The sequence below is a fragment of the Streptomyces sp. NBC_00829 genome (assembly GCF_045161795.1).
GTDB lineage: Bacteria > Actinomycetota > Actinomycetes > Streptomycetales > Streptomycetaceae > Streptomyces.
Genome location: NZ_CP108867.1, coordinates 1,090,754 through 1,115,181, shown reverse-complemented (window position 1 = coordinate 1,115,181; position 24,428 = coordinate 1,090,754). Strand labels below are relative to the sequence as shown.

Below are 24,428 nucleotides of genomic sequence, written 5' to 3'. Positions count from 1 at the left end.
GCTGTCGAGTGGTCCGCTCGCCGGGGATCGCGGAGCGGCGCCTCGGCCCGGAACGCGCGTCCCGCGACTGTGCCCTGTCCCGGTGTGACAGGGCACAGCGGCCGAAGGCGGACGGGTGCGGCCGACGCCGTCGAAATTGCGCACCAATTGACAAGAAGGCGGGCCGAATTCCTTGCTCGGGGACGAGGAAAAAAAGGTGTCCAGAGAATCATGAGCGGTGGGATTGTGCCGGATGTTTCCCGCAAGTAACGTCTCGGCTCGTCATAGATCGTGCGTGGCCGAATCCTGACGACCGTCACTGAACAGGGTTCAAAAGACACGCTCCATGCCTTCCCTCACATGGCCCGGATCGCGCCTGAACAAGCAATGCATCTCGCTGACGAATCGGAGGAACTCCCCGTGCGAAAACCGTTCAGAAAGCTCGCGGTTGTCATCGGAGCCGCAACCGTCGCGATCGTCTTCGCCACCGCCCCGGCCACCGCCGCCCCCACGACCTGGACCGTCGGCCCCAGCTCGCCGGAGACCTTCTCCGCGCTCTCGACGAACACGGTCCTCGACCTCAACGGCATTCCGCTCATCTGTCCGACGGCCACCGCCGGTGGAGGTCTCTTCAGCGCGACGGGCAACCCGGCCCATGTCGGAGACATCTCCAGCGCCGCCTTCGGCAGCGCGTCCGCCCCCTGCACCAGTCCGGTCGGCCCGGTCGAGCCCCTCGCCGACACCGCCCCGGCCTGGCAGCTGACGGCCACCGGCTACGACGCGGCGACCGGCACGACCACGGGGTACATCGCCGGGGTCAAGGCCGGTCTCACCGTGCTGACCTGCTCCTTCGACGTGACCGGCGAAGTGAACGCGACCTACACCAACTCCACGGGCGTGCTGACCGTATCCAACAGCACCCGCCTGCTCACCGTCGTCAACGCCAGCGCCGGCTGCGCCGGCATCGCCGCGGTCGGCGACCACCCGACCTTCAACGGCGACTTCACCGTGGTCACTCCCGCCGGAGGCACGGCGCATCCCACGCTCGTCGGCACCGCATAGCACCGCCCGGCTGATCCCGAGGGGTCAAGGATCGCGCGGCGGCCCCCGGCCGCGCGATCCGCCGCCGCTTTGGTGACTGCCGGAACCGATGGACCGCTCACCGATGCACCGCCGGAACCGATGGACCGCCCGCACCGACGCACTGCCGGAACCGATGGACCGCCCGCACCGACGCACTGCCGGAACCGATGGACCGCCCGCACCGGTGCACGGCCGGAACCGATGGTGTGCCTGAACCGGTGCACGGCCGGTCCCCATGCACTGACCGTTCCTGCCGTCCCGATGCCCTGCCCGTGTCGAAGGGAGCCGTGAAGGATGCCGCCCAGCCGAACGACCGCGCACCGGCCGCCCAGGACGGTACGGTCCCGTACGACCGTGCGGGGCACCGCCGTTGCCGTCGCCGTCCTGGCGGCCGTAATGATCCCCGGCGCGCGGGCCGCCGACGCGGAACAGCGCGTCGACGTCCAGCTGGCCTACACCTGCGACCTCCTCTCCCCCAAGGAGCGGGTGAGCCTACGGATCACCGCCACGTTCCCGGAGGACGCCGAGGCCGACCGGGCGATCCGGGCCGAGGAGGTGACCACCACGGTGACACTCCCGGACGCTGCGCGCTCCCGCCTGGCCGAACGAGGAGCGGTCGAGGTCTCCGGAACCACCCGGCTCACCGTCGCCGTTGCCCAGAGGCAGCACACCGCCGAGGCCCTCTGGTCCGGGACCGCGGCCCAGGCCGTCACCGTCCCCGCCTCGGGCGACCTCACCCTCGCCGCGACCGGAGCCGTACCCCTCGTCAAGGCCGGTGACATCGGCGAACTCACCTTCACGGCCGGTGCGCTGGCCTTCGGTCTCTCCGCGCGCACGGCGGACGGGGGCCCCGCCGAACCGGCCGCCGTGCCGCTCACCTGCGTCCCCGCCCCTGGGCAGGAAGCGCTCCTGGCCACCGTCCCGGTGACGGGCACCGAGGGATCCGCCTCACCGGTCCCCACGCCCACGCCCATGCCCTCCACCGATCCGGGGCGGCAGCGGGACCGGGCACCCGGACTCGATGTCGCACCGACCCCGCCGAGCGGCACGGCCACAGCCGACGTCCCTCCCTGCGTAGGGGACACGGTCAACCCGTTCGCGATGGTCGCCTATCTCACCGGCTACTCCAACGTCGCCAAACTGAAGGGCGCGTCGGAGGTCCCCGTCTCCTGCACCCGGCTCATCGACGTGTCGAAGAAGATCGTCCCCAAGCCCGACGGGCTGCATCTGCTCCAGCGCGCCACCGGCGAGCTGGACCATCTGGGGCGCCCGCAGATGCCGCCCGCACCCGCCACCTTTCTGGCGTACGGCTTCATGCCCACGACGGCCACCATGGAACTCACTCAACTGGCACCCATGACCATCGACTCGGACATCCTGCTCGCCAAGTCCTCCGGGCTGACGCTGATCCGGGTGCCCCTGGTGCTACGACTGCGCGACGTCAGAGTCAACGGCGTCCCGCTCGACGTCGGACCGAACTGCCGGACCACCGGACCGCTCTACTCCAAGGATCCCGACCCGGCTCAGGACACCAGGGACCACATGGTGCTCACCGGAGTGCTCAAAGGTCCCGGAAACGGCTACCAGCTCGTCACCGGAGGCGTGCTCACCGCCACCATGACGATCCCGCCGTTCAGCGGCTGCGGGGTGGACGAGGATCTCGACGCGCTGTTCACCTCCGCCATCTCCGGGCCCGGGAACTACCTCAAACAAGTCCAGGCAGCCCCCTGCGCGTCAGGCAATCCCCGGCCGGACGCCCGGTACTGCACAGCCGACCACCAGCCGGTGAAGGTGCCCAAGCCGGAACGCTGAACCGACCCCCAAGGCACAGCTCCCCACCACCGGAAAGGAATCCGGGAGAAATGAGACCTGCCTCCCAGCCCTTCGCCCAGCCCTTCGCCACGCCTCGCTCCCGGTGCCTCCTCGGACGCCGCTCCAAGCACGGCTGCCCGAGGGTGCTGCGCGCGGCCGTGTCGTGCGCCCTCGCCGCGGTCGTCGTGGCCGTACCGCTCGGTACGGCGCCCGCGAACGCGGACGCGAGCCCGTCCGGCCAACTGAACGGCCACTGGGGTCCGTTCACACGCTGCCCGGTCGATGACCCGGTGATGCTGGCCGCCGACGGCCAGAGCGACATCGCCTCGTGCGTGTCCTCGTACTCGCCCGGCGGCCGCATCAAGCTGGGCAACACCACCGCCACCACAGGCGCCAACGATCTGCAGTTCGGGGTCGTGCAGCACACGGCCACCGGCACCTTCACGGTCGTGCCGCCGCCGGGCGGGGCCGTCGTCGGCGCGCCGGCGGAGATCCCGGGCGGGCTGCTCGGCCTGATGTGCCCCAGCAACATCCCGGTGATCACGGGCATTTGCAAGGCGCTCACCGAGAACGGCCTCAACCGGGTCACGGCGACCGTGGAGTCCGCCGGTACGCCGACGGAATTCAGCCTGACGTCCGGCCTCACGACCGGGAAGCCGATCGTGAGACTGCCGGTGCGGATCCGGCTGCAGAACCCGTTCCTCGGCTCCCAGTGCTTCATCGGGTCCAGCGAGAACCCGGTGGTGCTGCGCCCGCGGAACGACACCAGCCCCGCCATCGCCATCCAGCGCTTCGACGGCAACGGAACGCCCAACCCGACGGCCGGTGCCATGCTGCGGTTCGCACTCACCGGCAACAGTCAGGGCGACAGCGTCTTCTCCGTACCGCGCGCCAACGGGTGCGGATTCGCGGGTCTCCTCAACGGCGCCATCGATCTGAAGACCGGACTGCCCTCGCCCTCCGGTAACAACGGCCTGGTGCTGAACGGCGCGTCGACCCACAGCGCCGGGCTCACCGCGCCGGGCGCGGTCCGCCCCGACAACGGAAAGTACCTGTCGAGGTACTGGCACTCGGCCATCCTTCCCTGACTCCCCGCCCCGCTCCGGGCGGATCCGGCGATCCGGTTCCCTGCGGGCCCCGATCCGGCCTCGCGGCTCCCCGGGCCGCGAGGCTTCCACCCCGGCCACCTGCCCACCTGCGCCGAGCGCGCAGAATTCCAGAGAGCGGATCGGAGAAGTTGTCACCGCATGACAAATAATTCGCCGCTCTCCGATTTCACCGGTCAAGTACTTGTCCTGGCACGGTCGGTGAACTTAACGTGCGCCCTCGGCGCACCTCTGTCACTTGGTGAGTGCACGCGGGAGGTGAGATGGGGATCGAAGTGGTCGTCGAGGAACTGACGAAATCCTTCGGCAGGCAGAACATCTGGCAGGATGTGACGCTCACCCTGCCGGCCGGAGAAGTAAGCGTCATGCTGGGGCCGTCCGGCACCGGAAAGACGGTTTTCCTCAAGTCGATCATCGGGCTTCTCAAGCCCGAGCGTGGCCGTGTCCTCATCAATGGCGTCGACATGGTGAACAGTCCCGAGCGTGACATCTACGAAACCCGCAAGCTTTTCGGCCTGATGTTCCAGGACGGAGCGCTCTTCGGCTGGATGACACTCTTCGACAACATCGCCTTTCCCTTGCGCGAGCACACCCGCAAGAAGGAGTCCGAGATCCGCCGCATCGTCATGGAACGGATCGAAAGGGTCGGCCTCATCGGCGCGGAGGCGAAGCTGCCCGGCGAGATATCGGGTGGAATGCGCAAACGCGCGGGGCTCGCCCGCGCCCTCGTGCTCGACCCGCAGATCATCCTGTGCGACGAGCCCGACTCCGGCCTCGACCCGGTCCGCACCGCCTATCTCTCCCAGCTGCTCATCGACCTGAACGCGCAGCTCGACGCAACGATGCTGATCGTCACCCACAACCTCGACATCGCGGCCACCGTCCCCGACAACATGGGGATGCTCTTCCGCCGCAACCTCGTCACCTTCGGCCCGCGCGAGGTGCTGCTGACCAGCGAGGAGCCGGTCGTCGCGCAATTCCTCGGCGGGCGGCGCGAAGGCCCCATCGGCATGTCGGAGGAGAAGGACGCGGCAACCCTCGCGCGGGAACAGCTCGGTGCCCGCCCCACGTCTTCGGATGGCCCGAAACCGCTGGTGAGGCAGCTTGAACCGTCACCGGGCATGCCGGTCCGCCAGGCCGCCCTGCGGCGCAGGGAGCGGGTGCTCGGAATGATGGCGCAGCTCCCCGAAGCCGCCCGAAGCGCCATCATGCAGAGCTACGCCCCCGTCCGCGGCGGAGCGGTCACATGACCGCGCAACTGCCGGCGCGGCCCTCCGCGCCGTCCGGTCCGGCGAGTCCGGCGACGCCTCCGCGGACCGCGCCGCCGCTGAAGGCGCTCGCTCCGTTGCGTGAGACCGGCAAGCTCTTCGCGCTCGCGTCCGCCGTCACACGCGCGGTCTTCCGCGGGCCCTTCCAGGTGCGGGAGCTCATCGAGCAGTTCTGGTTCATCGCCAGTGTCACGATCCTTCCCGCGGCGCTCGTCTCGATCCCGTTCGGTGCGGTGATCGCCCTCCAGGTCGGCTCGCTCACCCAGCAGCTCGGCGCGCAGTCCTTCACCGGGGGCGCCAGCGTGCTGGCCGTCATCCAGCAGGCGAGCCCGCTCATCGTCGCGCTGCTCATCGCCGGCGCGGGCGGCTCGGCGATCTGCGCCGACCTCGGTTCCCGCACGATCCGTGAGGAGCTCGACGCGATGGAGGTCATGGGCGTCTCGCCGCTACAACGCCTCGTCGTTCCCCGGGTGCTGGCGGCCATGTCCGTCGCTCTGCTCCTCAACGGTATGGTCTCCGTCGTCGGCACCCTCGGCGGCTACTTCTTCAATGTGATCATGCAGGGCGGCACACCCGGCGCGTATCTCTCCGGCTTCTCCGCGCTGGCCCAGCTCCCCGACCTCTACATCAGCGAACTCAAGGCGATCGCCTTCGGATTCATCGCCGGGATCGTGGCTGCCTACCGCGGGCTCAATCCGCGAGGCGGCCCCAAGGGCGTCGGCGACGCGGTCAACCAGTCCGTCGTCATCACCTTCATGCTGCTGTTCTTCGTGAACATGGTCCTCACGGCGCTCTATCTGCAGATCGTCCCGGCGAAGGGGGGCTGAGCCATGTCCGTACTGGGCCGGCTGGACCGCTCCGGCGACCAGTTCACCTTCTACGCGAGGGCCTTGATCTGGATCCCCAGGACCCTGCGCCGCTATCTCGGGGAGGTGCAGCGTCTGCTCGCCGAGGTCGCCTTCGGCAGCGGCGGACTGGGCGTCATCGGCGGCACCATCGGCGTGATGATCGCGATGACCCTGTTCACCGGGACGGTCGTCGGCCTCCAGGGGTATGCGGCCCTCAACCAGATCGGCACATCCGCCTTCACCGGGTTCGTCTCCGCGTACTTCAACACCCGTGAGATCGCGCCGCTGGTGGCCGGCCTCGCGCTGTCCGCCACCGTCGGCGCGGGCTTCACCGCCCAGCTCGGCGGGATGCGCATCAACGAAGAGGTCGACGCGCTCGAAGCCATGGGCGTGCGCTCCCTGCCGTATCTCGTCACCACCCGCATCATCGCCGGTGTCGTCGCCATCATCCCGCTCTACGCGATCGGCCTGCTCAGCTCGTACGTCGCCTCCCGCTGGATCACCGTGGTCTTCAACGGCCAGTCAGCAGGCACCTACGACCACTACTTCCAACTCTTCCTCTCCCCAAACGACGTCCTGCTCTCCATCCTCAAAGTGCTGGTCTTCAGCGTGATGGTGATCCTCGCGCACTGCTACCACGGCTTCCACGCCACCGGCGGCCCGGCGGGTGTGGGCGTGGCCGTGGGCCGCTCCGTACGCAATGCCATCGTGCTGATCAGCGTCACCGACTTCTTCCTCTCCCTGGCGATCTGGGGCGCGACCACGACGGTGAAGGTGGCCGGATGACGGGCCGGACGCTGCGCAGGCGGCTCGCGGGCTTCGTCTTCCTGATGGTGCCCGTCCTCCTGGTGTGGTTGTCGGTCGCCGTGTACGACAAGGAGTTCACCGACGACGCCACGGTCACCGTCCTCGCGGGCGCCGTCGGCAACGAGATGCACACCAACGCCGAGGTGAAACTGCGCGGTGTGGTCGTCGGCGAGGTCCGTGACATCCGCGCCGACGGCGCGGGCGCCCGGCTCACCCTCGCCATCCGGCCCCATCAGCTGCGCCGGGTACCGGCCGATGTCAGGGCGCAGATGCTCCCCACCACCCTCTTCGGCGAGCGGTTCGTCGCATTGGTACCCCCGAACGGAACCCCCACGGGCGGGGCGCTGAAGGCGGGGGACCTCATCCCCCAGGACCGCTCCGGCAACGCGATCGAACTGGAGCAGGTGCTCGACCATCTGCTGCCGTTGCTGACCGCGGTCGAACCGGCGAAGCTGTCCGCCACCCTCACCGCCGTGTCCCAGGCACTCCAGGGTCGAGGCGAGCAGCTCGGCCGGACCCTTGTCGCCCTCGACGCCCATCTGAAGAAGCTCAACCCCCAACTGCCGCTCCTCAACCGGGACATCGCGCACCTGGTCAAGGTCGGCCACCTCTACGCGGACGCCGCCCCGGACGTGCTCGACGCCCTCACCGACTTCACCACCACCAGCGGCACCATCGCCGGCCGGCAGGCGGGCCTCGCGGACCTGTACGGCTCGACGACCGCCACCGCCCGGGACCTCACCGCCTTCCTGCGGCACAACAAGAACAACCTCATCCGGCTGGCCGCTGTGAGCCGGCCCACGCTGGGCCTCCTCGCCCGGTACTCCCCGTCCTTCCCCTGCACCCTGCGCACCCTGGCCGGATTCGTGCCCGCCATGGACAAGGCGCTCGGCAAGGGCACGGACGAGCCCGGACTGCATGTGAACGTGACCACCGTGCCCTCGCTCGGCGCGTACGTGCCCGGCAAGGACACCCCCGTATACACCTCGGGCGGCGGTCCCCACTGCTACTCCGTGCCGTACACCGGCAGTCCCGCACCGGCGGCCACGGCGGCGGCCAACCTCGGCCTGCCCAACTCCCCCCAGGAGAACCGGCTCGTCAACGAACTCATGGCGCCCGAACTGGGAACGGCGCCCGAGGAGCTGCCCGACTGGAGCAGCGTGCTCACCGGGCCGCTCTTCCGCGGTGCGGAGGTGACGCTCACATGAAACGCCGCAGCATCGCCGGACCGCTGGTGAAGTCGATGGTCTTCATCGTGGTCACGGTGTTCGCCACCGCGGTCCTCGCGTTCGGCATCGCGAACACGGGAGTCGGCGACACCGATTCCTACCGGGCGCGGTTCCTGGACGCGACCGGGCTGGTACCGGGCGACAGCATACGTATCGCCGGGGTGAAGGTCGGCCAGGTCGAGTCCGTCGAGGTCGCCGACCGTCGGGTCGCCGAGGTCGGCTTCAGCGTCCAGAAAGGGCGCAGACTCCCCGCGTCGGTGACCGCGTCCATCAAATACCTCAACATGGTCGGGCAGCGCTATGTCGACCTCGACAGGGGGCCGGGACCGGTGGGCCGCAGCCTCGCCGCCGGAGACACCATCCCCCTGGAACGCACCACGCCCGCACTCGATCTGACGCAGCTCTTCAACGGCTTCCGGCCGCTGTTCGAAGGGCTCTCGCCGCACGAGATCAACGATCTGGCGGGCTCGCTCATACAGGTGCTCCAGGGCGAGGGCGGCACCGTCGACAGCCTGATCCGGCATGTGGGCTCGCTGACCACCACCGTCGCCGGAAAGGACAAGGTCATCGGCGAGGTGATCAAGAACCTCAACACGGTGCTCACCACCGTCAACGCCCGCGAAGCGGGATTCAACGATCTCGTGGTCACCCTCCAGCAGCTGGTCACGGGCTTCTCCGGCGACCGTGAGCCGCTGGGTGAGGCCGTCACCGCCATGGGTGACCTCACCACCGTCACCGCCGACCTCCTCGCGGACGGCCGGGCGCCGCTGAAGAAGGACATCGCCGAACTCGGAAGGCTGGCCGGACAGCTGGGTGGCAACAGCCCCACGATCGAGAGCTTCCTGCGGAAGGCTCCCGCGAAGATGCGGGCCATCACCCGCCTCGCGTCCTACGGTTCGTGGCTCAACCTCTATCTCTGCGAGGCCAGGGTCAGCTCGGTCACCACTTCGGACGGCAGCACACCTCCGACCGGAATCGAGATCACCGAGTCGAGGTGCCGGGGATGAAGCGACCGAAGTCCGTAGGGGAGAGGAATCCGGTCGCCGTCGGCCTGGTCGGTCTGCTGGTCCTCGCCGTGCTCGGCGTCGCCGCCTACCGTGCCGACTCCCTGCCCTTCGTCGGCCGCGGCACCACCTACAGCGCCGACTTCACCGAGGCCGCCGGACTCCACGGGGGCGACGCGGTCCGCATCGCCGGGGTGAAGGCCGGCGAGGTCACCGGCGTCGGCCTCGACGGGGCCAAGGTCAGGGTCCGCTTCCGGGTGAAGGACGCCTGGATCGGCAACTCCAGCACCGCCGCCATCGCCGTCAAGACGCTCCTCGGCGAGAAGTACCTCGCCGTCGACCCGCTCGGCACCCGGAGCCAGGACCCCGCCGAACCGATACCCGCCACCCGCACCACCTCCCCGTACGACGTCACCCAGGCGTTCAACGGGCTCGGCGAGACCATAGGAAGGATCGACACCGCCCAGCTCGCCAGGAGCTTCGAGACGATCAGCGCCGCCTTCAAGAACTCCCCGCCGAACGTCCGCAGCGCGGCGGCCGGGCTCTCCGCGCTCTCCAGGTCCGTCTCTGACCGGGACACCGAACTCGCCCGGCTCCTCAAGGGCAGCAAGCAGCTCACCAGGACCCTGGCGGGCAAGAAGAGCAGCTTCGAGACGCTGCTGAAGGACGGCAGCCTGCTGCTCGGGGAGATCCAGGCCCGCCGGGACGCCATCCATCTGCTGCTCACCGGCACCAAGAGTCTCGGCACTCAGCTCAGCGGAGTCGTCGAGGACAACAGGGAGCAGCTGAAGCCCACCCTGACCGCGCTGAGCAAGGTCACCGCCGTACCGCTGAAGAACCGCAAGAGCCTGGACCGGACCCTCGCACTGGCCGGACCGTACTACCGGCTCGTCGGCAACACCCTCGGCAACGGCCGCTGGTTCGACAGCTACCTCTGCGGTCTCGTTCCGAAGACCTATCTGCCGCCCGGCACACCTCCGGCGACCGGATGCATGCCGCCCAAACCCCAAGGCAGCGCCTTATGAACCTCAAACGCATCATCGGTATCGCTGCCGGGCTCGCGGTCCTGGCCGCCGCGGGCGCCAGTGGGGTGAGCGCCCTCCAGGAGTCCGACTCCATCCGTATCACCGCCTGCTTCACCCGGGCGATCGGCGTCTACGAGGGCTCCGACCTGCGGATCCTCGGCGTCAAGGTCGGACGCGTCGACAGCGTGCGCCCGTTGGGGGACGAGGTGCGGGTGACCCTGCTGCTCGACCGGGACGTCAAGGTCCCGGGGGACGCGCACGCCGTCGTGGTCGCGCCGAGCGTCGTCGCCGACCGCTATATCCAGCTCGCCCCCGCCTACACGGGCGGGGAGCGGATCAAGGACGGCGCCGTGCTGCCCGCGGCGAAGAACGCGACGCCGCTCGAAGTCGACCAGCTGTACGAGTCGATCACCGAGCTGAGTACCGCGCTCGGCCCCAAGGGCGCCAACGCACAGGGCGCGCTGGCCGGCCTCCTCGACACCGGGGCCGCCAATCTGAACGCCAACGGAAAGGCGATCGGCGACTCGATCGAGCAGTTCGGCAAGGCCGCCAGGACGCTCGACGGCAGCAGCGGCGACCTCTTCGCCACCCTCGCCCACCTCCAGTCCTTCACCACCATGCTCAAGAAGAACGACACCACGGTGGCCAGGGCGGAACGGCAACTGGCCACCGTGACCGGCTTCCTGGCCGACGACAAGGAGAACCTGTCGGCCGCCCTCAAGGAACTCGGCACCGCGCTGGGCACCGTCAAGGGCTTCATCAGGGAGAACCGGGCGAGCCTGAAACAGAACGTCGACGCCCTCGCACCCCTCACCCAGACCCTCGTCGACCAGCGGGTGTCCCTCGCCGAGGCGCTGGACACCGCACCGCTCGCCGCGGGCAACGCTCTGAACGCGTACGACCCGGCGCATCGCACCCTCAACGGACGCGCCGACATCAACGAGTTCAGCTTCGGCCCCGATCTGGTCCTCCCGGACGGCACCGGCTCCCTCACGGGACTCGTCCCCGTTCAGCCGTCCCGGCAGCGGGCGCTGCCGACCCTGCCGCTGCCGCCCGTGGGCACCGTCTACGGCACCCCGCAGAAGCGGAAGGGGACGCCCCGATGAGCCGTCGCCCACGGGACCCGCTCGCCGCCGGATGCGCCCTGGCGCTCGGGCTCGCCCTGACCCTCTCCGGGTGCTCGATGCCCGGCGTGGCCGGCATCGGGCAGCTGCCGCTGCCCGGCGGTGCGGATCTCGGCCGTCATCCCTACGAGATCACCGCGGAGTTCGCCGATGTACTCAGCCTGGTCCCGCAGTCCGCGGTCAAGGTCAACGATGTCGCCGTCGGTCGCGTCACCCGCATCGCCCTGAGCCCGGACGGCTGGTCGGCGAAGCTCACCCTGCGCATCAACGGCCGGGTGAAGCTTCCCGCCAACGCATACGCCCACCTCGAACAGTCCAGCCTGCTCGGCGAGAAGTACATCCAGCTCTCGCCGCCGCCCGCGAAGACACAGGCGGCCACGGGCACCCTCGCCGACGGCGCGGCCATCCCGATGAGCCGCACCAACCGCAACCCGGAGGTCGAGGAAGTCCTCGGCGCCCTGTCCCTGCTGCTCAACGGAGGCGGCATCAACCAGATCAAGACCATCGCCAGCGAACTCAACAAGGCGATCGGCGGCAGGGAGACACACGTGCGCTCCGTGCTGAACCGTGTCGACACGCTGGTGACCAGCCTCGACAAGAACAAGGAGAACATCACCGCGGCCCTCGACGGGGTCAACCGGCTCGCCGCAACGCTCGCCACCCGCAGACAGAAGGTCGGGCAGATCCTCACCGGGCTCGGCCCGGGCCTGAAGGTACTGGAGAGACAGCGCGGTTCGCTGCTGACGATGCTGCGCGCGCTCGGCACGCTCTCCACGGCCGCCGTCGACACCGTCCACAGGAGCAAGGCCGACACCATCGCCGACCTGAAGGCGCTCGGACCCACGCTGGGGGCACTCGCCGACTCGGGCAGGACACTGCCCGACTCGCTCCAGGTGCTGCTCACCTATCCGTTCACCGACGAGGTTCTGCGCGGGGTCAAGGGCGACTACCTCAATGTCTATCTGGATGTGACGGCGGTGCCCGGGACCAGGATCATCCCCGAGCTGACGCCGGCCGGGCAGCGGCCGGCCGGCGTCCGGGGCACCGGCCGCACACTGCCGCTGCCGATCCCCGCACTCACCGGGCCGTCGGCGAAGGAGAGCCGCTGATGATCACCCTCGCGACCCGCCTCAAGAACATCGCTTTCCTGATCATCGCCGTCCTGGTGCTGGGCTTCACCGGAATCCGCTACGCCGATCTCGGCCACTGGGTCGGAATGCGGGGCTACTACACCGTACGCGTCCAACTCCCGCGGACCGGCGGCCTGTTCACCCACTCCGACGTCACCTACCGCGGTGTCTCGGTGGGGCGTGTCGGCCCCATCGGGCTCACCGGCCACGGCGTCGAGGCAGAGCTGCGGATCAAGGACTCGGCGCCGCCGATCCCCGCCGACCTCGAAGCCGTCGTCGCCAGTCTGTCCGCCGTCGGAGAGCAGTACATCGACCTGCGCCCGGCGGGCGACGACGGGCCCTACCTACGGGAAGGCACGGTCATCGCCGAGTCCGACACCCGGGTCCCGGCCCCCGTCACCGACGTCCTCACCAGTGTCGACGACCTGGCGTCCTCGGTCGACCTGAAGTCCTTGCGGACCGTCGTCGACGAGTTCGGAGCGGCCTTGAGCGGGCGCGGTGACGACCTCCAGGTGCTGATGGACCACGGCAACGAGTTCGTCCACGCGGCCGACGAGGCCCTGCCCGTCACCACCCGGCTGGTGATCGACGGCGAGATGGTGCTGCGCACCCAGGCCGAACAGGGCCAGGCCCTCAAGTCCTTCGCCCGAGGCGCCAAGGCGCTCGCCGCACAGCTCAAGGGCTCCGACACCGATCTGCGCCGGCTCATCGCCGCCGGCCCCGGGGCGGCCGGCCAGATCAGCGGACTGCTCAGCGATCTCGACCCGGCGCTCGGTGTGGTGGTCGCCAACCTGCTGACCACCTCGGAGATCGCCGTGACCCGGCAGCGCGGCATCGAGGAGCTGCTGGTCACACTGCCCGCTCTGGCCTCGGCAGGCTCGACGGCTATCACCTCACGGGGAGTCGCCTTCGGCATGTCGGTGACCTTCTTCGAGCCGTTGCCGTGCACCGCCGGATACGGCGGCACCGCGTACCGCAACGGTCTCGACACAGCGCCCACGACCGCCCTCAACACCAAGGCCCGCTGCACCTCACCGCCAGGCAGCGGCACAAACGTCCGGGGGAGCGCCCATGCGCCTGCCGGAGGCCCCGTTCCGGATCCGGTACGCCCGGGCTCGCTGCCCGGAGTCGCGGGCGGCTCCGGGACGGACCCGGCGGGCCGGCTTCCGGGCGTCCTCGGCCTGCCCTCTCTGTCCGAATCGGCGACCGGAGTCGGCGGGCTTCTCGGCCTGGGGAGCGCCCATGACTAGCCGGCCCGCCGTGCGCACCCTCGGGGGCTCGCTCGTGCGGGCCCCGGCCCGGAGCGGCGGCCGACCGGCCGTGAGGCCCGGCGGCAGAGCGCTCGCCGCCTGGACCGCGGTCGTCCTCGCCGTGGTGTTCTGCTCCTTCGCCGGCTGGGCGTACGGCCGGGCGAAGGACGACTCCTCACTCGCGTACGCCACCTCCCGCGACGAAGTGCTCGCCGTCGGCACCCGGCATATCGCCCGGCTCACCAGCTTCGACGCCCAGGCGCCCGAGCGGGTCCGTCGCCAGTGGCTGGACGCATCGACGGGACCGTTGCACGAGGGACTGAGGAAGGCCGGGCCGAAATCGGGCACCACCGTGCGCGCCACTGTCGTGGACGCGGCTCTCACAGCACTCGACACCCGGGCCGGGACCGCCGAACTGATCGCAACCCTCCGGGTCGAGATCAGACCGAGGGGCAAAGCGACGAGCAACGACCGCAAACGGCTGGAGGCCACACTTGCCCGCACCGCGGACGGCTGGAAGGTCAGTGCACTGAGCGCAGTCCCGGTCGGTGGGGCATGAGCGGCAGTCAGGGGAGGCAGGCATGAGCACGGACGAGGATGTCAAGGCCGTCGTTCCGGCACCGCGCAGGTCCGAGGAGAACGGCCCGCCGGACCGGACGCCGGAGCCCGAATCGGAGCCGGACCGGACGCCGGAGCCGGGCAGGAGCTCCCCGTCCACCGCCCGGAGACGGGCCCGGACCGGCGGCATCGCGGCCGTGGTCCTGGTCCTCGTGCTCGGAGGGGCACAACTCCTCGTACGAGCCGAGCAGTTGCACCACACCCCGACCGCCGTCAACCGCGCGCTCACCGACGCCGAGGCCACCACCGAGGTGATCGGCGATGTCAGCAGCGCACTCGTCACCGTCTTCTCGTACACCCCCGCGACCACCGGCACGACCCGGCAGGCGGCGCGCCGCCTGCTCGCCGGGAGGGCCGCCCGCCAGTACGCGGAGCTGTTCGGCCAGGTCGAGAAGCGGGCCGCGCGGCAGAAGCTGACACTCACCACCCATGTCGTGCGCGCTGCGGTGACCCGGCTGACCGGACACAGCGCCCGGCTCCTGGTCTTCCTCGACCAGGTTGCCGAGCGCGGTGGCAAGTCGCCCGCAACCGTGGCCGCTCAGCTGTCCGTCACCGCGGAACTGCGCGGTGGCCACTGGCAGATCATCGACATCGCATCCCATGAGTGAGGAGGGACACAGGTCCATGGCACGGACAACGAGGAATCCCCTGCTCGCGGCGACGCTCGCGCTGACCGCCGTGGCTGCCGGGTTCGCAACCTGGGGCGGCTGGTCCTGGTACGACGCGGCGCACGACGACCTTGCCGCGTACGCGAAGGAGCGCGACGCGGTCCTCGCCGCGGGCGAGCAGGCGGTGCAGAAGATGAACACCCTCGACCACCGGGACCTCACGCGCGGGCTCGACTCCTGGGAGCACTCCGCCACCGGCGAGCTGCGCAGACAACTCACAAACGGGCGGGAACAGTTCGAGAAGCAGATCCAGCAGGCCAGGACGGTGACGAGCGCGAAGGTGCTGTCGGGAGCGGTGACCGAGCTCGACGACAGGGCCGGGAGGGCGAGCGTCATGGTGGCCCTGCGGATCACGGTCACCGCCACGAAAGGCGAACCGGCCCACAAACAGAGCCGGATGCTCGGCGAACTCACCCGGACGCCCGAGGGCTGGAAGCTCAGCGCCCTCGGCCAGGCACCGGTCGGCAACGCCACGCCCGAGTGACGAGCGAGAGGATCCCCGCACATGCCGACGACACGTCACCTCATCAACCGGCAACGGCGCCTGGCGACCGCGGCACGCACCGCCTCCACCACCCCGGTCCCCGCGACCAGGCCTGCGCCGCCACGTCCGCCCGCCGGCACAAGCCGGAGGGTGACGGCCGGCACGGCACGCCCCGGAGTCCGGCTGCCCGCCGTGCTCTGTGCCCTGACCGTTCTCCTCGGCTGCTTCGCGGCCTTGGCCGGCGCTCGCGCCTCCGGCCTGCGCGACGAACCTGCCGCACACAATGCCGCCCTCACCGACATCGCCCGTACCAGTGAGGTCACGGGGCAGATCACCAAAGCGGTCGAGGCGGTCTTCTCGTACACCTTCGCCCGGCCCCAGGCACTTGACCAGGCCGTGAAGGCTCATCTCACCGGCAAGGCCGTCGAGCAGCAGGCGGCCATGCTCGCGGCCGTACGCCAGCAGGGCCCGAAGCAGAAGCTCGTGCTCACCACGACCGTCACCCGCAGTGGTGTGGAACTGATCGACGGCGACCGGGCGCGCGTCCTCGTCTTCGCCGACCAGAGCAACACCCGGACCGCCACCAAGGACGAGACGACGTACGGCGCGGCCATGCTCGCCGTCGACGCCGTGCGCACCGGCGGCACCTGGCGGATCGCCGCCCTCGACACGCTCGGGGCAGGCTCATGAGGCCGGGCGGACGGCGGATGCGCCGGGGGACGGCGGGGACCGCGGCGGCCGTGGCCCGACGGCCCCGCTCACCGTGTCACAGGCACCCGGCCTCGTCGGCGCGGAGCCGCACCGACCGGACAACGCACCCACCCGGAGCGCCGTTCTGCCCGAGTGGCAGTGCGGGCGACGGAGGCCGCCCACCGTCAGGAGCCCGAGAGCACCTCGGAGAGGTCGTAGCCGACCGGCTCCTCCAACTGCGTGTACGTGCAGTCGGCTGGCTCCCGGTCCGGCCGCCAGCGGCGGAACTGCGCCGTGTGCCGGAACCGGTCGCCCTCCATGTGGTCATACGCCACCTCGATCACCCGCTCGGGCCGCAGAGCCACCCAGGAGAGGTCCTTCTTGCCCGTCCAGCGGCTCTGCGCGCCCGGCAGCCGGGCGCTCTCGTGGGCGCTCTCCTGAGCCCACGCCGCCCAGGGGTGACCGTCCGGCGGATCCATGCGCAGGGGCTCCAGCTCGGCGATCAGCTCCTCGCGCACCTTCATGGAGAAGGCGGCGCAGACGCCGACGTGCTGGAGGGCGCCCGAGTCGTCGTACAGACCGAGCAGCAGCGAGCCGACGATCGGCCCGCTCTTGTGGAAGCGGTAACCGGCGACGACCGCGTCCGCCGTGCGCTCGTGCTTGATCTTGAACATCAGCCGAGCGTCCGGCCGGTACGGCAGGTCCAGCGGCTTGGCGATGATCCCGTCGAGCCCGGCGCCCTCGTACCGCTCGAACCAGTCCTGGGCCTCGGCGGTGTCGGTCGTGGCGGGCGCGAGATGCACAGGCGGTTCCGCGTCGGCCAGCGCCGCGGCGAGCGTGGTGCGCCGCACCGAGAGCGGAGCGTCCAGCAGCGCCTCGTCACCCAGCGCGAGGAGGTCGAAGGCGACGAAGCTCGCCGGGGTGCGTTCGGCGAGCATCCTCACCCGTGAGTCGGCCGGGTGAATGCGCTCGGTGAGTTTGTCGAAGTCCAGTCGGCCCTCGTGGGCGATCACGATCTCGCCGTCGACCACACACCGGTCGGGGAGACTGGCCAGCAGATCGGCGACGAGCTCGGGAAAGTAGCGCGTGAGCGGCTTGCCGGTCCGGGAGCCGATCACCAGCTCATCACCGTCCCGGTGGACGATCGCCCGGAAGCCGTCCCACTTGGCTTCGTACTGCATACCCGGCGGGATCTTCTTGACGGGCTTGGCCAGCATGGGCTTCACGGGAGGCATCACGGGCAGATCCATACGGCGATTGTCCGGTATGCGGGGAATCTCGGCACGGCCTACGCTGGCGGGCATGGCCGGTGCGATCGAACTGGAAGTCGGCGGGCGGACCGTACGCGTGTCCAATCCGGACAAGATCTACTTCCCGGAGCCCGGTTACACCAAGCTGGACATGGTCCGCTACTACCTCGCCGTCGGCGACGGCATCACCCGCGCCCTGCGCGAGCGCCCCACCACGCTGGAGCGCTACCCCGACGGGGTGAGTGGCGAGTCCTTCTTCCAGAAGCGCGCCCCCAAGTACCTCCCCGACTGGATCCCGACCGCCCACATCACCTTCCCCAGCGGCCGTTCCGCGGACGAGATGTGCCCGACGGAACCCGCGGCCGTCGTATGGGCGGCCAACCTCGGAGCCGTCACCTTCCACCCCTGGCCCGTCCGCCGCGACGACACCGACCACCCCGACGAGCTGCGCATCGACCTGGACCCCCAGCCCGGCACCGACTACGCGGACGCCGTCCGTGCCGCCCACGAGCTGCGCGCCGTCCTGGACGAGGTGGGTCTGACCGGCTGGCCGAAGACCTCCGGCGGGCGCGGCATCCATGTGTTCGTGCCCATCGAACCGCGCTGGACGTTCACCCAGGTCCGGCGGGCCGCGATCGCGGTGGGGCGTCAGCTGGAGGGCCGGATGCCGGACCGTGTCACCATCAAGTGGTGGAAGGAGGAGCGCGGAGCGCGGATCTTCGTCGACTACAATCAGACGGCCCGCGACCGCACCATCGCCTCCGCCTACTCCGTTCGCCCCCGGTCCCACGCCCCCGTCTCCGCGCCGCTGCGCTGGGACGAGATCGACGACGCGATGCCACGGGACTTCGACATCACGACGATGCCCGCCCGGTACGCCGAGGTCGGTGATGTCCACGCGGACATGGACGACCACCGGTTCAGCCTGGAGACCCTGCTGGAGCTGGCCCGCAAGGACGAGGCGGACCACGGCCTCGGGGACCTGCCCTACCCGCCGGAGTACCCCAAGATGCCCGGCGAACCGAAGCGCGTTCAGCCCAGCAGGGCCCGGCGCGAGGACTGAGCGTCCCGCGCCGGGCCCTGCGACGGCGGTGGCGCCGTCGGCGGGCGCCCGGCGGGCCGGCGGCTACAGCTCCTTCACCCGGATGTTGCGGTACGAGATCACATCCGTGGTGCCGTGGACCTGGAGCCCGATGTAGCCGGAGGAGTACCGCCGGCCGTCCGTGCCCGGATCGTCCCCGCGCGGCGGCGAGAACGCCTGGCCGCCGGTGTTGTCGAACTCATTGATCAGCACGCCGTTGCGGAAGACCGCATAGTGCTGGCCGACCACCCGGATCTCATAGTCGTTCCAGGTGCCCTTCGGCGTGACACCCGCACCCGCCAGACCCACCCGGTCGAATCCGTAGATCGACCCCGACTTGTACATGTCGCCGTCGGGACGGTCGAGGATCTGCACCTCGTGGCCGTACTTGATGGCGACCCACTCCGGACGCGACTCCTCCGGGTTGTCGTGGACGTACGGGAAGCGCACGAACACACCGCCGTTGGCATTGCCCGTGCCCGGTGCGTCGTCACGCCACTGGAGCTTCAGCGAGAAGTCCCCGTACTGCCGCTGCGGGAACCACAGCATGCCCATGCCCGGGGCGGTGCTGCTGCTGGTCATGGCGCCGTCGCCGGTGACCGAGAACGCGCCGCCGCCCACGTGCTGCCACCTGGCGAACGTGGCCCGGCTGCCGTCGAACAGATCCCGGTAGCCGGTGTTCTGGCCCGGCCTGCCGATGCCGGACTGCTTGGCCGACTTGTAGACCTTCTTGTGCTCGCGCTCGTCGATGACGCCGTCCGTGAGGAGTCGGTCGAGCACCTGGTCCACATGCTTGAGGAACAACGCGTGCGAGGACCAGTCCTTCTCGTCCTCGATCAGCTCGTTGATCGTGCAGCGGCTGCGGGTGATGCGGTTGGGCACACCCGTGTCCACCGTGCCGACGATCACCGTCAACCGCTCGTCGAACTCGGGGCAGTTGGGCGCCGGGACCCCGCCTCCCTCCGCGACGGTGAACGACACCTTCTGCGCGGGCGAGGTGTTGCCCGCCTTGTCGGTCGCCCGGTACAGGACGGTGTGGAATGCGGCCCGGTCGACAAGCACCGCGCTCGTGTATGCCAGATACGGCCCGCCGTCGAGGGAGTACTCGACCTTGTCGACGCCGGAGGCTCCCGCCCCTTCGTCGGTCGCGGTGACGGTCACCCGGGCGCTCGTGATGTACGCGCCGTCGGAGTTCTTCTGACCGCTCACCACCGCCGACGTCCGCGGCGGGGTTTTGTCCGCGGCGGGCGGAGTGAGGACCGTGAACTCCACGGCCTTCTCCGCCGCCGTGTTCCCCGCCTTGTCGGTGGCCTTGTAGCGGACCCTGTGCGTGCCCGCCTGGTGCACCATCACCGGGGCGGTGTACGGCTGCCAGGTGCCGTTCGCGCCGATTGCGTACTCGATGGTGTTGACGCCCGACCCGGTGTCGGACGCGGTCACGGTGACCGTGGCCATACCCAGATACTGGCCCTGCTCGTTCTTCTCGCCGCTGACCGTCGCCGAGGTCTCCGGCGGGGTCCTGTCGTCGGTCGGCGGAGCGACGACCGCGAAGTCGACCGCTTTCTCCGCGGCGACGTTCCCGGCCTTGTCTCTCGCCCGGTAGCGGATCTTGTGGGTGCCGACCTCGTTGACCACGACCGCAGCGGTGTACGGCTGCCAGGAGCCCGCCGCCCCGACCGCGAACTCGGTCCTGTCCACGCCTGAGCCGGTGTCGGTGGCCGACACGGTCACGGTCGCCTGGCCGACGTACGCGCCGTCGGCGTTCCTGTCGCCGTCGACCTTCGCGCTCGTCTCCGGTGCCGTGGTGTCCTCGCCGCCGCCCTCGGTGACGTTGAGGATGCCCTGCATGGTGCCATGGCCGGGGATCGTGCAGTGGAAGCGGTACCGGCCGGGAGTGAGGGTCACCTCGGCGGTGTGCCTGCCACCCTGGTCGTCACCGGGGTTGGCGAGGATGTTCAGCGGCACGTCGTTGTTGTACTCCGGGTCGGACACGTCGAATGTCAGGGTGTGCGGCATCCCCATGGTGTTGCCGGTCGCCTTGCTGTTCTCGAAGACGATGGTCGTCCTGCCCGCCACGGCAGTGGTCGGGAAGGAGGCGTACTTCTCGATCGAGTCGCCGGCCGTCCAGGTCAGCACCTGGCCGGCGAGCCGGTCCTCGCCCTGGCCGTAGGCGACCGCCGACGTCAGGCCGATGACCATCGCCACCGCGGCGAGCAGGGCCGCCCAGAGACTCGCCGTCCTGTGTCCCACGTGTCTCACTGCGCCGCCTTCCGAGCCAACTGGTCGGCGGACGGAGTGGCGTCGCCGCCCTTGTACGTGATGTGCCACAGGGCGGACTTGGAGTCGGAGGTGAAGAATCCGCGGCCGTAGTCCAGGACGTAGAGCGAGCCGTCCGGCGCGAACTTCCAGTCCATGAGGTTGCGGATGCCGTCGCTCCCCACCGGGACGATCTTCCTGAGGGATTCGGCGTGCACCGGGATCCCGCCGTTGCCGACCGTCCTGGGGTCGGTCAGCACCGCGTGCCGCGGCTGGTCGCCGTCGTAGAAGTCGCCGACGAACCACTTGCCGTCCCAGTACGACGGCCACTTGTCCTTGCTGGCGCTCGCCGCGTCGTAGCGGTAGACCGGGCCGTTCATGGTCGCCTGGGCGCCGCCCTTGAGCCACGGGAGCAGCAGCTTCTGCTCCTCCGTCTTGTAGCTGGCGATGCCGTTCGCGTCGCGCGGATAGTCCACGCCGCCGCCCTGGGGCGAGTACCAGATGGTGTTGGAGGTGACCGGGGGCAGATTGACCAGGCCGTCGTTGTTGGGGGACTCGTTCTTCGGGGCGTCGCAGTTGTACCAGCCGAGCGGCTTGCCCGGATCGGGCAGATTGCGGTCGCGGTAGGGCTGCTTGTTGCCCATGCAGTACGGCCAGCCGTGGTTGCCCGCCTTGGTGATCGCGGAGAACGTGTCGTACTTGGCCGGGCCCCAGGTGGTACTCGGTGCGCCCGCGTCGGGGCCGACCCAGCCCGCGTACAGAATGTCCGTCGACTTGTCGACGAAGATACGTGCTGGATTGCGCACGCCCATCACATAGATCTCGCCGCGGGTCCTGCCGCCGCCCTCGTCCGGCTCCTTGCCCGTGAAGAGGTTGCCGGCCGGGAGCGTGTACGTCCCGTCGTCCTCGGGGTGGATCCGCAGGATCTTGCCGTTGAGGTTGTTGGTGTTGCCCGCTGTGCGGCGCGCGTCCGCGAAGGACACACCCTTGAAGCTGGGCTGCGGATTGTTGCCCGAGTAACCCCCGCTGAATCCGGAGGAGTTGTTGTCACCGGTGGCGATGTAGAGGTTCTGCCGGGAGTCCCAGGCCATCCCACCACCGGCGTGGCAGCAACTGTGGATCTGCACGGGCCACTTGAGCAGGACCTTCTCGGAAGCGAGATCCAGCTTGTTGTCGGCCGGGCCGAGCGTGAAGCGCGAGACCCGGCGCTCGGCCATGTGTGTGTCGCGGTTGATCTGCGCATGCGGTGTGTAGTGCAGATACACCCATCCGTTGGTCATGAAGTCGGGATCCAGCTCGATGCCGAGCAGCCCCTCCTCGACCTTGATCAGCTCGTCGCCGCCGCCCTTGTTGCCGAAGACGGTGAGCGACCCGGCGAGGGTGACCTTCTTCGTCCTCGGGTCGTAGACATGGATCTCGCCCTGCCCCTTGCCGATGTCGGGGTTGTTCCAGTCGGTGACGACGGGCTTGCTCGGGTCCGCGCCGCCGCGCCCGATGTAAAGCACCCGGCCGTCCGGGGCGGTGACCAGTCCGTGCGGCTCGCCGATCTGGTCGTTCTGCCCCGGCTGGTTGGGCCGGGTGACCCGCTCGGCCGTGTAGTTGGCATTGATGGTGGCCTTGCAGTCGGCACGGGAGAGACGGGTGGTCCAGGCGAGCGCGCCGCGCAGATGGTCGCGGAAGTCGGTCTCGGCGAAGCTGTCGACTGTGCCGCCCATGGCGGTGTAGAAGGAGCGTCCGCCGTCGTAGTCACGGCACCAGGAGACGGGGTGGTCCCACCCGTTCGCGCCGGCGGGGGGTGTGTACGAGTTCTCCTTCACCCGGGCCACGGTGTGCACGGTGCCGGAGGGGTTCGCCGCCCAGTTGAACCACTTGTCCGGGCGCTTCCACTGCAGAGGAAGGGACGCGGTCGCCGGGTGCTGACGGTCGCCGACCTCGACGACCGCGCGTTGCGCGGTGCTCGGAGCACCGGTCGGACGGGCGCCGATCAGCCCGGTGAACCAGTCGGAGAAGGGCTCGGTGCGCGCGGCGTCATGGATGCCGAAGAAGCCGCCACCGGCCTCCAGATATGACTCCAGACCGGCTTCCTGCTCCGGGTCGAGCAGATCGCCGCCGCCTGTCAGGAAGACGATCGCGTTGTACTTTCCGAGCCTGGTGGCCTGAGTGAACACGGAGGCGTCGTCCGTCGCCTCGGTCGTGAACCGGCCGTCTGCGGGACCGGTCTGCCCGATCGTCTCGATCGCCGCGATTCCGGCGTCGACCGTCGGTGACTCGGCGGTCGCCGAGCCGTGGAAGACGAGTACCTTCACATTCTGGCTGCCCGGAGGAGACGGTAAGGACAACGTTGTCGACAATGGTTCCGGATCGGGCCTGGCGGCTGCGACACTGCCGCCGCCGAGCAGGGACACGGTCAGTGCGCCGACCCCAAGGGCCGCCGCCAGGGCGCTTCTTCGGGATCTCGACCGGTGATGTGGTGTGCGCTGCATGTGGTCACCCACCCCTCTTTGGTCACATCAACAGCCTTGGAAACTAGACCTCTTTTCGTGGTTCGCCAATAGGTATGACCTCAGCTTCACGAACTTTGTCCTGGGTGTGGATAAACAAACGTCGCCCGGCTACCGTGTGCCCGTCCCCGGGGTCACCTGCGCCCCGTCAATCTCCGTACAGGACTGGTGAGTTCGGCATGGACAGACGGAGCTTCAACCGGAGACTTCTGGCGGGTGGCGCGGTTGCCGCGACAGGCGTCACCTCGGTGTCGCTGGCCTCGGCCCCGAGCGCGACCAGCGCGACGTCGGCGGAGGGCGCACCGAAGACTGCCCCGGCAGGCGGCCAGGTACGGCATCTCACCCTGTACGCCGAGAAGTTGGCGGACGGTCAGATGGGCTACGGCCTGGAGAAGGGGAAGGCGTCGATCCCCGGCCCGCTGATCGAACTGGTCGAGGGCGACACCCTGCACATCGAGTTCGAGAACGCCATGGACGTACCGGTGAGCCTGCACGCGCACGGCGTGGACTACGACATCGCCAACGACGGCACACGGATGAGCAAGAGCCATGTGGAGCCGGGCGGCACACGGACGTACACCTGGCGCACGCACGCTCCGGGCAGGCGGGCGGACGGCACCTGGCGTCCTGGCAGCGCGGGGTACTGGCACTACCACGACCATGTGGTGGGCACGGAACACGGAACGGGCGGCATCCGCAAGGGGCTCTATGGACCGGTCGTGGTGCGGAGGAAGGGAGACATCCTCCCGGACAAGCAGTTCACGATCGTCTTCAACGACATGACGATCAACAACAGGCCGGCCGGTGCGAGCCCCGACTTCCGGGCCACGGTGGGCGATCGCGTGGAGATCGTCATGATCACGCACGGCGAGTACTACCACACCTTCCATATGCACGGTCACCGCTGGGCGGACAACAGGACGGGCCTGCTGGACGGCCCGGCCGACGTCAGCCGGGTGATCGACAACAAGATCACGGGACCGGCGGACTCGTTCGGCTTCCAGATCATCGCGGGGGAGTCGGTGGGCGCGGGGGCGTGGATGTACCACTGCCATGTGCAGAGCCATTCCGACATGGGGATGGCGGGGCTGTTTCTGGTGGCGAAGCCGGACGGCACGATTCCGGGGCATGAGCCGCACCATCCTGCGAAGACGGGCGGCGTGGCTGCCGAGGGGCACGCGCACTAGGTGTATTGCCCTGTGAGGTTGGGGACGC

Annotated in this window: 21 protein-coding genes; 18 read left to right on the top strand and 3 right to left on the bottom strand. The window is 69.5% G+C overall.

The features are described 5' to 3' along the window. Positions 1-399 precede the first annotated feature (399 nt). From OG293_RS04705 to OG293_RS04630, 16 genes are all read left to right on the top strand, one after another. Positions 400-1,041 (top strand): hypothetical protein, encoded by a 642-nt coding sequence (locus OG293_RS04705; RefSeq protein WP_405997490.1) that lies wholly within the window; start codon positions 400-402, stop codon positions 1,039-1,041. A gap of 315 nt (positions 1,042-1,356) precedes the next feature. Further along, on the top strand, positions 1,357-2,874 hold the full coding sequence (locus OG293_RS04700; RefSeq protein WP_405997489.1) for a DUF6801 domain-containing protein: 1,518 nt from the start codon (positions 1,357-1,359) through the stop codon (positions 2,872-2,874). A 50-nt stretch (positions 2,875-2,924) separates the two neighbouring features. Then, positions 2,925-3,962, top strand: coding sequence for a hypothetical protein (locus OG293_RS04695; RefSeq protein WP_405997488.1), 1,038 nt, complete (start codon positions 2,925-2,927; stop codon positions 3,960-3,962). A gap of 281 nt (positions 3,963-4,243) precedes the next feature. Beyond that, complete coding sequence (locus OG293_RS04690) at positions 4,244-5,230, top strand: ABC transporter ATP-binding protein (RefSeq protein WP_405997487.1); 987 nt, start codon at positions 4,244-4,246, stop codon at positions 5,228-5,230. Beyond that, positions 5,227-6,075: an MlaE family ABC transporter permease gene (locus OG293_RS04685; RefSeq protein WP_405997486.1), complete on the top strand. Its 849-nt coding sequence runs from the start codon at positions 5,227-5,229 to the stop codon at positions 6,073-6,075. The genes OG293_RS04690 and OG293_RS04685 overlap by 4 nt, the downstream gene beginning before the upstream one ends. A 3-nt stretch (positions 6,076-6,078) precedes the next feature. Beyond that, positions 6,079-6,882 (top strand): MlaE family ABC transporter permease, encoded by an 804-nt coding sequence (locus OG293_RS04680; RefSeq protein WP_405997485.1) that lies wholly within the window; start codon positions 6,079-6,081, stop codon positions 6,880-6,882. After that, complete coding sequence (locus OG293_RS04675; protein ID WP_405997484.1) at positions 6,879-8,111, top strand: MCE family protein; 1,233 nt, start codon at positions 6,879-6,881, stop codon at positions 8,109-8,111. Before OG293_RS04680 ends, OG293_RS04675 begins: the two co-directional genes overlap by 4 nt. After that, positions 8,108-9,139, top strand: coding sequence for an MCE family protein (locus OG293_RS04670; protein ID WP_405997483.1), 1,032 nt, complete (start codon positions 8,108-8,110; stop codon positions 9,137-9,139). Before OG293_RS04675 ends, OG293_RS04670 begins: the two co-directional genes overlap by 4 nt. Next, on the top strand, positions 9,136-10,161 hold the full coding sequence (locus OG293_RS04665) for an MCE family protein (protein ID WP_405997482.1): 1,026 nt from the start codon (positions 9,136-9,138) through the stop codon (positions 10,159-10,161). The genes OG293_RS04670 and OG293_RS04665 overlap by 4 nt, the downstream gene beginning before the upstream one ends. Beyond that, a complete protein-coding gene (locus OG293_RS04660; RefSeq protein WP_405997481.1) occupies positions 10,158-11,267 on the top strand; it encodes an MCE family protein in 1,110 nt (369 codons plus the stop codon). Before OG293_RS04665 ends, OG293_RS04660 begins: the two co-directional genes overlap by 4 nt. After that, complete coding sequence (locus OG293_RS04655; RefSeq protein WP_405997480.1) at positions 11,264-12,394, top strand: MCE family protein; 1,131 nt, start codon at positions 11,264-11,266, stop codon at positions 12,392-12,394. The genes OG293_RS04660 and OG293_RS04655 overlap by 4 nt, the downstream gene beginning before the upstream one ends. Beyond that, complete coding sequence (locus OG293_RS04650) at positions 12,394-13,665, top strand: MCE family protein (RefSeq protein ID WP_405997479.1); 1,272 nt, start codon at positions 12,394-12,396, stop codon at positions 13,663-13,665. Before OG293_RS04655 ends, OG293_RS04650 begins: the two co-directional genes overlap by 1 nt. A gap of 70 nt (positions 13,666-13,735) precedes the next feature. After that, positions 13,736-14,224: a hypothetical protein gene (locus OG293_RS04645; RefSeq protein WP_406003502.1), complete on the top strand. Its 489-nt coding sequence runs from the start codon at positions 13,736-13,738 to the stop codon at positions 14,222-14,224. 22 nt (positions 14,225-14,246) lie between these two features. Beyond that, positions 14,247-14,891, top strand: a complete 645-nt coding sequence (locus OG293_RS04640; RefSeq protein WP_405997478.1) for a hypothetical protein — start codon at positions 14,247-14,249, stop codon at positions 14,889-14,891. 16 nt (positions 14,892-14,907) lie between these two features. Continuing rightward, positions 14,908-15,435 carry a hypothetical protein gene (locus tag OG293_RS04635; protein WP_405997477.1) on the top strand — a complete coding sequence of 176 codons (528 nt, stop codon included), beginning with the start codon at positions 14,908-14,910 and terminating at the stop codon, positions 15,433-15,435. Positions 15,436-15,456: 21 nt separating this feature from the next. Then, on the top strand, positions 15,457-16,125 hold the full coding sequence (locus OG293_RS04630; protein ID WP_405997476.1) for a hypothetical protein: 669 nt from the start codon (positions 15,457-15,459) through the stop codon (positions 16,123-16,125). Positions 16,126-16,310: 185 nt separating this feature from the next. Here the strand turns inward: OG293_RS04630 and OG293_RS04625 are convergent, their stop codons facing one another. Then, the gene (locus OG293_RS04625; RefSeq protein WP_405997475.1) at positions 16,311-17,375 is read right to left on the bottom strand and encodes an ATP-dependent DNA ligase; all 1,065 of its coding nucleotides are present in this window, start codon (positions 17,373-17,375) and stop codon (positions 16,311-16,313) included. Between the two features lie 52 nt (positions 17,376-17,427). Here OG293_RS04625 and ligD point away from each other — a divergent pair, with 52 nt between their 5' ends. Next, positions 17,428-18,438, top strand: coding sequence for a non-homologous end-joining DNA ligase (ligD, locus tag OG293_RS04620; RefSeq protein ID WP_405997474.1), 1,011 nt, complete (start codon positions 17,428-17,430; stop codon positions 18,436-18,438). Positions 18,439-18,501: 63 nt separating this feature from the next. On the opposite strand, the gene OG293_RS04615 is transcribed toward ligD, so the two are convergent. Together OG293_RS04615 and OG293_RS04610 are read right to left on the bottom strand one after the other, a co-directional pair. Continuing rightward, positions 18,502-20,655: an OmpL47-type beta-barrel domain-containing protein gene (locus tag OG293_RS04615; RefSeq protein WP_406003501.1), complete on the bottom strand. Its 2,154-nt coding sequence runs from the start codon at positions 20,653-20,655 to the stop codon at positions 18,502-18,504. 56 nt (positions 20,656-20,711) lie between these two features. After that, positions 20,712-23,195, bottom strand: a complete 2,484-nt coding sequence (locus OG293_RS04610; protein ID WP_405997473.1) for a ThuA domain-containing protein — start codon at positions 23,193-23,195, stop codon at positions 20,712-20,714. Between the two features lie 197 nt (positions 23,196-23,392). Here OG293_RS04610 and OG293_RS04605 point away from each other — a divergent pair, with 197 nt between their 5' ends. After that, complete coding sequence (locus OG293_RS04605; protein WP_405997472.1) at positions 23,393-24,400, top strand: multicopper oxidase domain-containing protein; 1,008 nt, start codon at positions 23,393-23,395, stop codon at positions 24,398-24,400. The last annotated feature ends 28 nt before the right edge of the window (positions 24,401-24,428 follow it).

What these genes read in the sequence shown, in the direction of transcription:
- OG293_RS04700 (WP_405997489.1), top strand. Translation starts at nt 1,357, where the DNA reads ATGCCGCCCAGCCGAACGACCGCGCACCGGCCGCCCAGGACGGTACGG.
- OG293_RS04695 (WP_405997488.1), top strand. Translation starts at nt 2,925, where the DNA reads ATGAGACCTGCCTCCCAGCCCTTCGCCCAGCCCTTCGCCACGCCTCGC.
- OG293_RS04690 (WP_405997487.1), top strand. Translation starts at nt 4,244, where the DNA reads ATGGGGATCGAAGTGGTCGTCGAGGAACTGACGAAATCCTTCGGCAGG.
- OG293_RS04685 (WP_405997486.1), top strand. Translation starts at nt 5,227, where the DNA reads ATGACCGCGCAACTGCCGGCGCGGCCCTCCGCGCCGTCCGGTCCGGCG.
- OG293_RS04680 (WP_405997485.1), top strand. Translation starts at nt 6,079, where the DNA reads ATGTCCGTACTGGGCCGGCTGGACCGCTCCGGCGACCAGTTCACCTTC.
- OG293_RS04675 (WP_405997484.1), top strand. Translation starts at nt 6,879, where the DNA reads ATGACGGGCCGGACGCTGCGCAGGCGGCTCGCGGGCTTCGTCTTCCTG.
- OG293_RS04670 (WP_405997483.1), top strand. Translation starts at nt 8,108, where the DNA reads ATGAAACGCCGCAGCATCGCCGGACCGCTGGTGAAGTCGATGGTCTTC.
- OG293_RS04665 (WP_405997482.1), top strand. Translation starts at nt 9,136, where the DNA reads ATGAAGCGACCGAAGTCCGTAGGGGAGAGGAATCCGGTCGCCGTCGGC.
- OG293_RS04660 (WP_405997481.1), top strand. Translation starts at nt 10,158, where the DNA reads ATGAACCTCAAACGCATCATCGGTATCGCTGCCGGGCTCGCGGTCCTG.
- OG293_RS04655 (WP_405997480.1), top strand. Translation starts at nt 11,264, where the DNA reads ATGAGCCGTCGCCCACGGGACCCGCTCGCCGCCGGATGCGCCCTGGCG.
- OG293_RS04650 (WP_405997479.1), top strand. Translation starts at nt 12,394, where the DNA reads ATGATCACCCTCGCGACCCGCCTCAAGAACATCGCTTTCCTGATCATC.
- OG293_RS04640 (WP_405997478.1), top strand. Translation starts at nt 14,247, where the DNA reads ATGAGCACGGACGAGGATGTCAAGGCCGTCGTTCCGGCACCGCGCAGG.
- OG293_RS04635 (WP_405997477.1), top strand. Translation starts at nt 14,908, where the DNA reads ATGGCACGGACAACGAGGAATCCCCTGCTCGCGGCGACGCTCGCGCTG.
- OG293_RS04630 (WP_405997476.1), top strand. Translation starts at nt 15,457, where the DNA reads ATGCCGACGACACGTCACCTCATCAACCGGCAACGGCGCCTGGCGACC.
- OG293_RS04625 (WP_405997475.1), bottom strand. Translation starts at nt 17,375, where the DNA reads ATGGATCTGCCCGTGATGCCTCCCGTGAAGCCCATGCTGGCCAAGCCC.
- ligD (WP_405997474.1), top strand. Translation starts at nt 17,428, where the DNA reads ATGGCCGGTGCGATCGAACTGGAAGTCGGCGGGCGGACCGTACGCGTG.
- OG293_RS04615 (WP_406003501.1), bottom strand. Translation starts at nt 20,655, where the DNA reads ATGGTCATCGGCCTGACGTCGGCGGTCGCCTACGGCCAGGGCGAGGAC.
- OG293_RS04610 (WP_405997473.1), bottom strand. Translation starts at nt 23,195, where the DNA reads ATGCAGCGCACACCACATCACCGGTCGAGATCCCGAAGAAGCGCCCTG.
- OG293_RS04605 (WP_405997472.1), top strand. Translation starts at nt 23,393, where the DNA reads ATGGACAGACGGAGCTTCAACCGGAGACTTCTGGCGGGTGGCGCGGTT.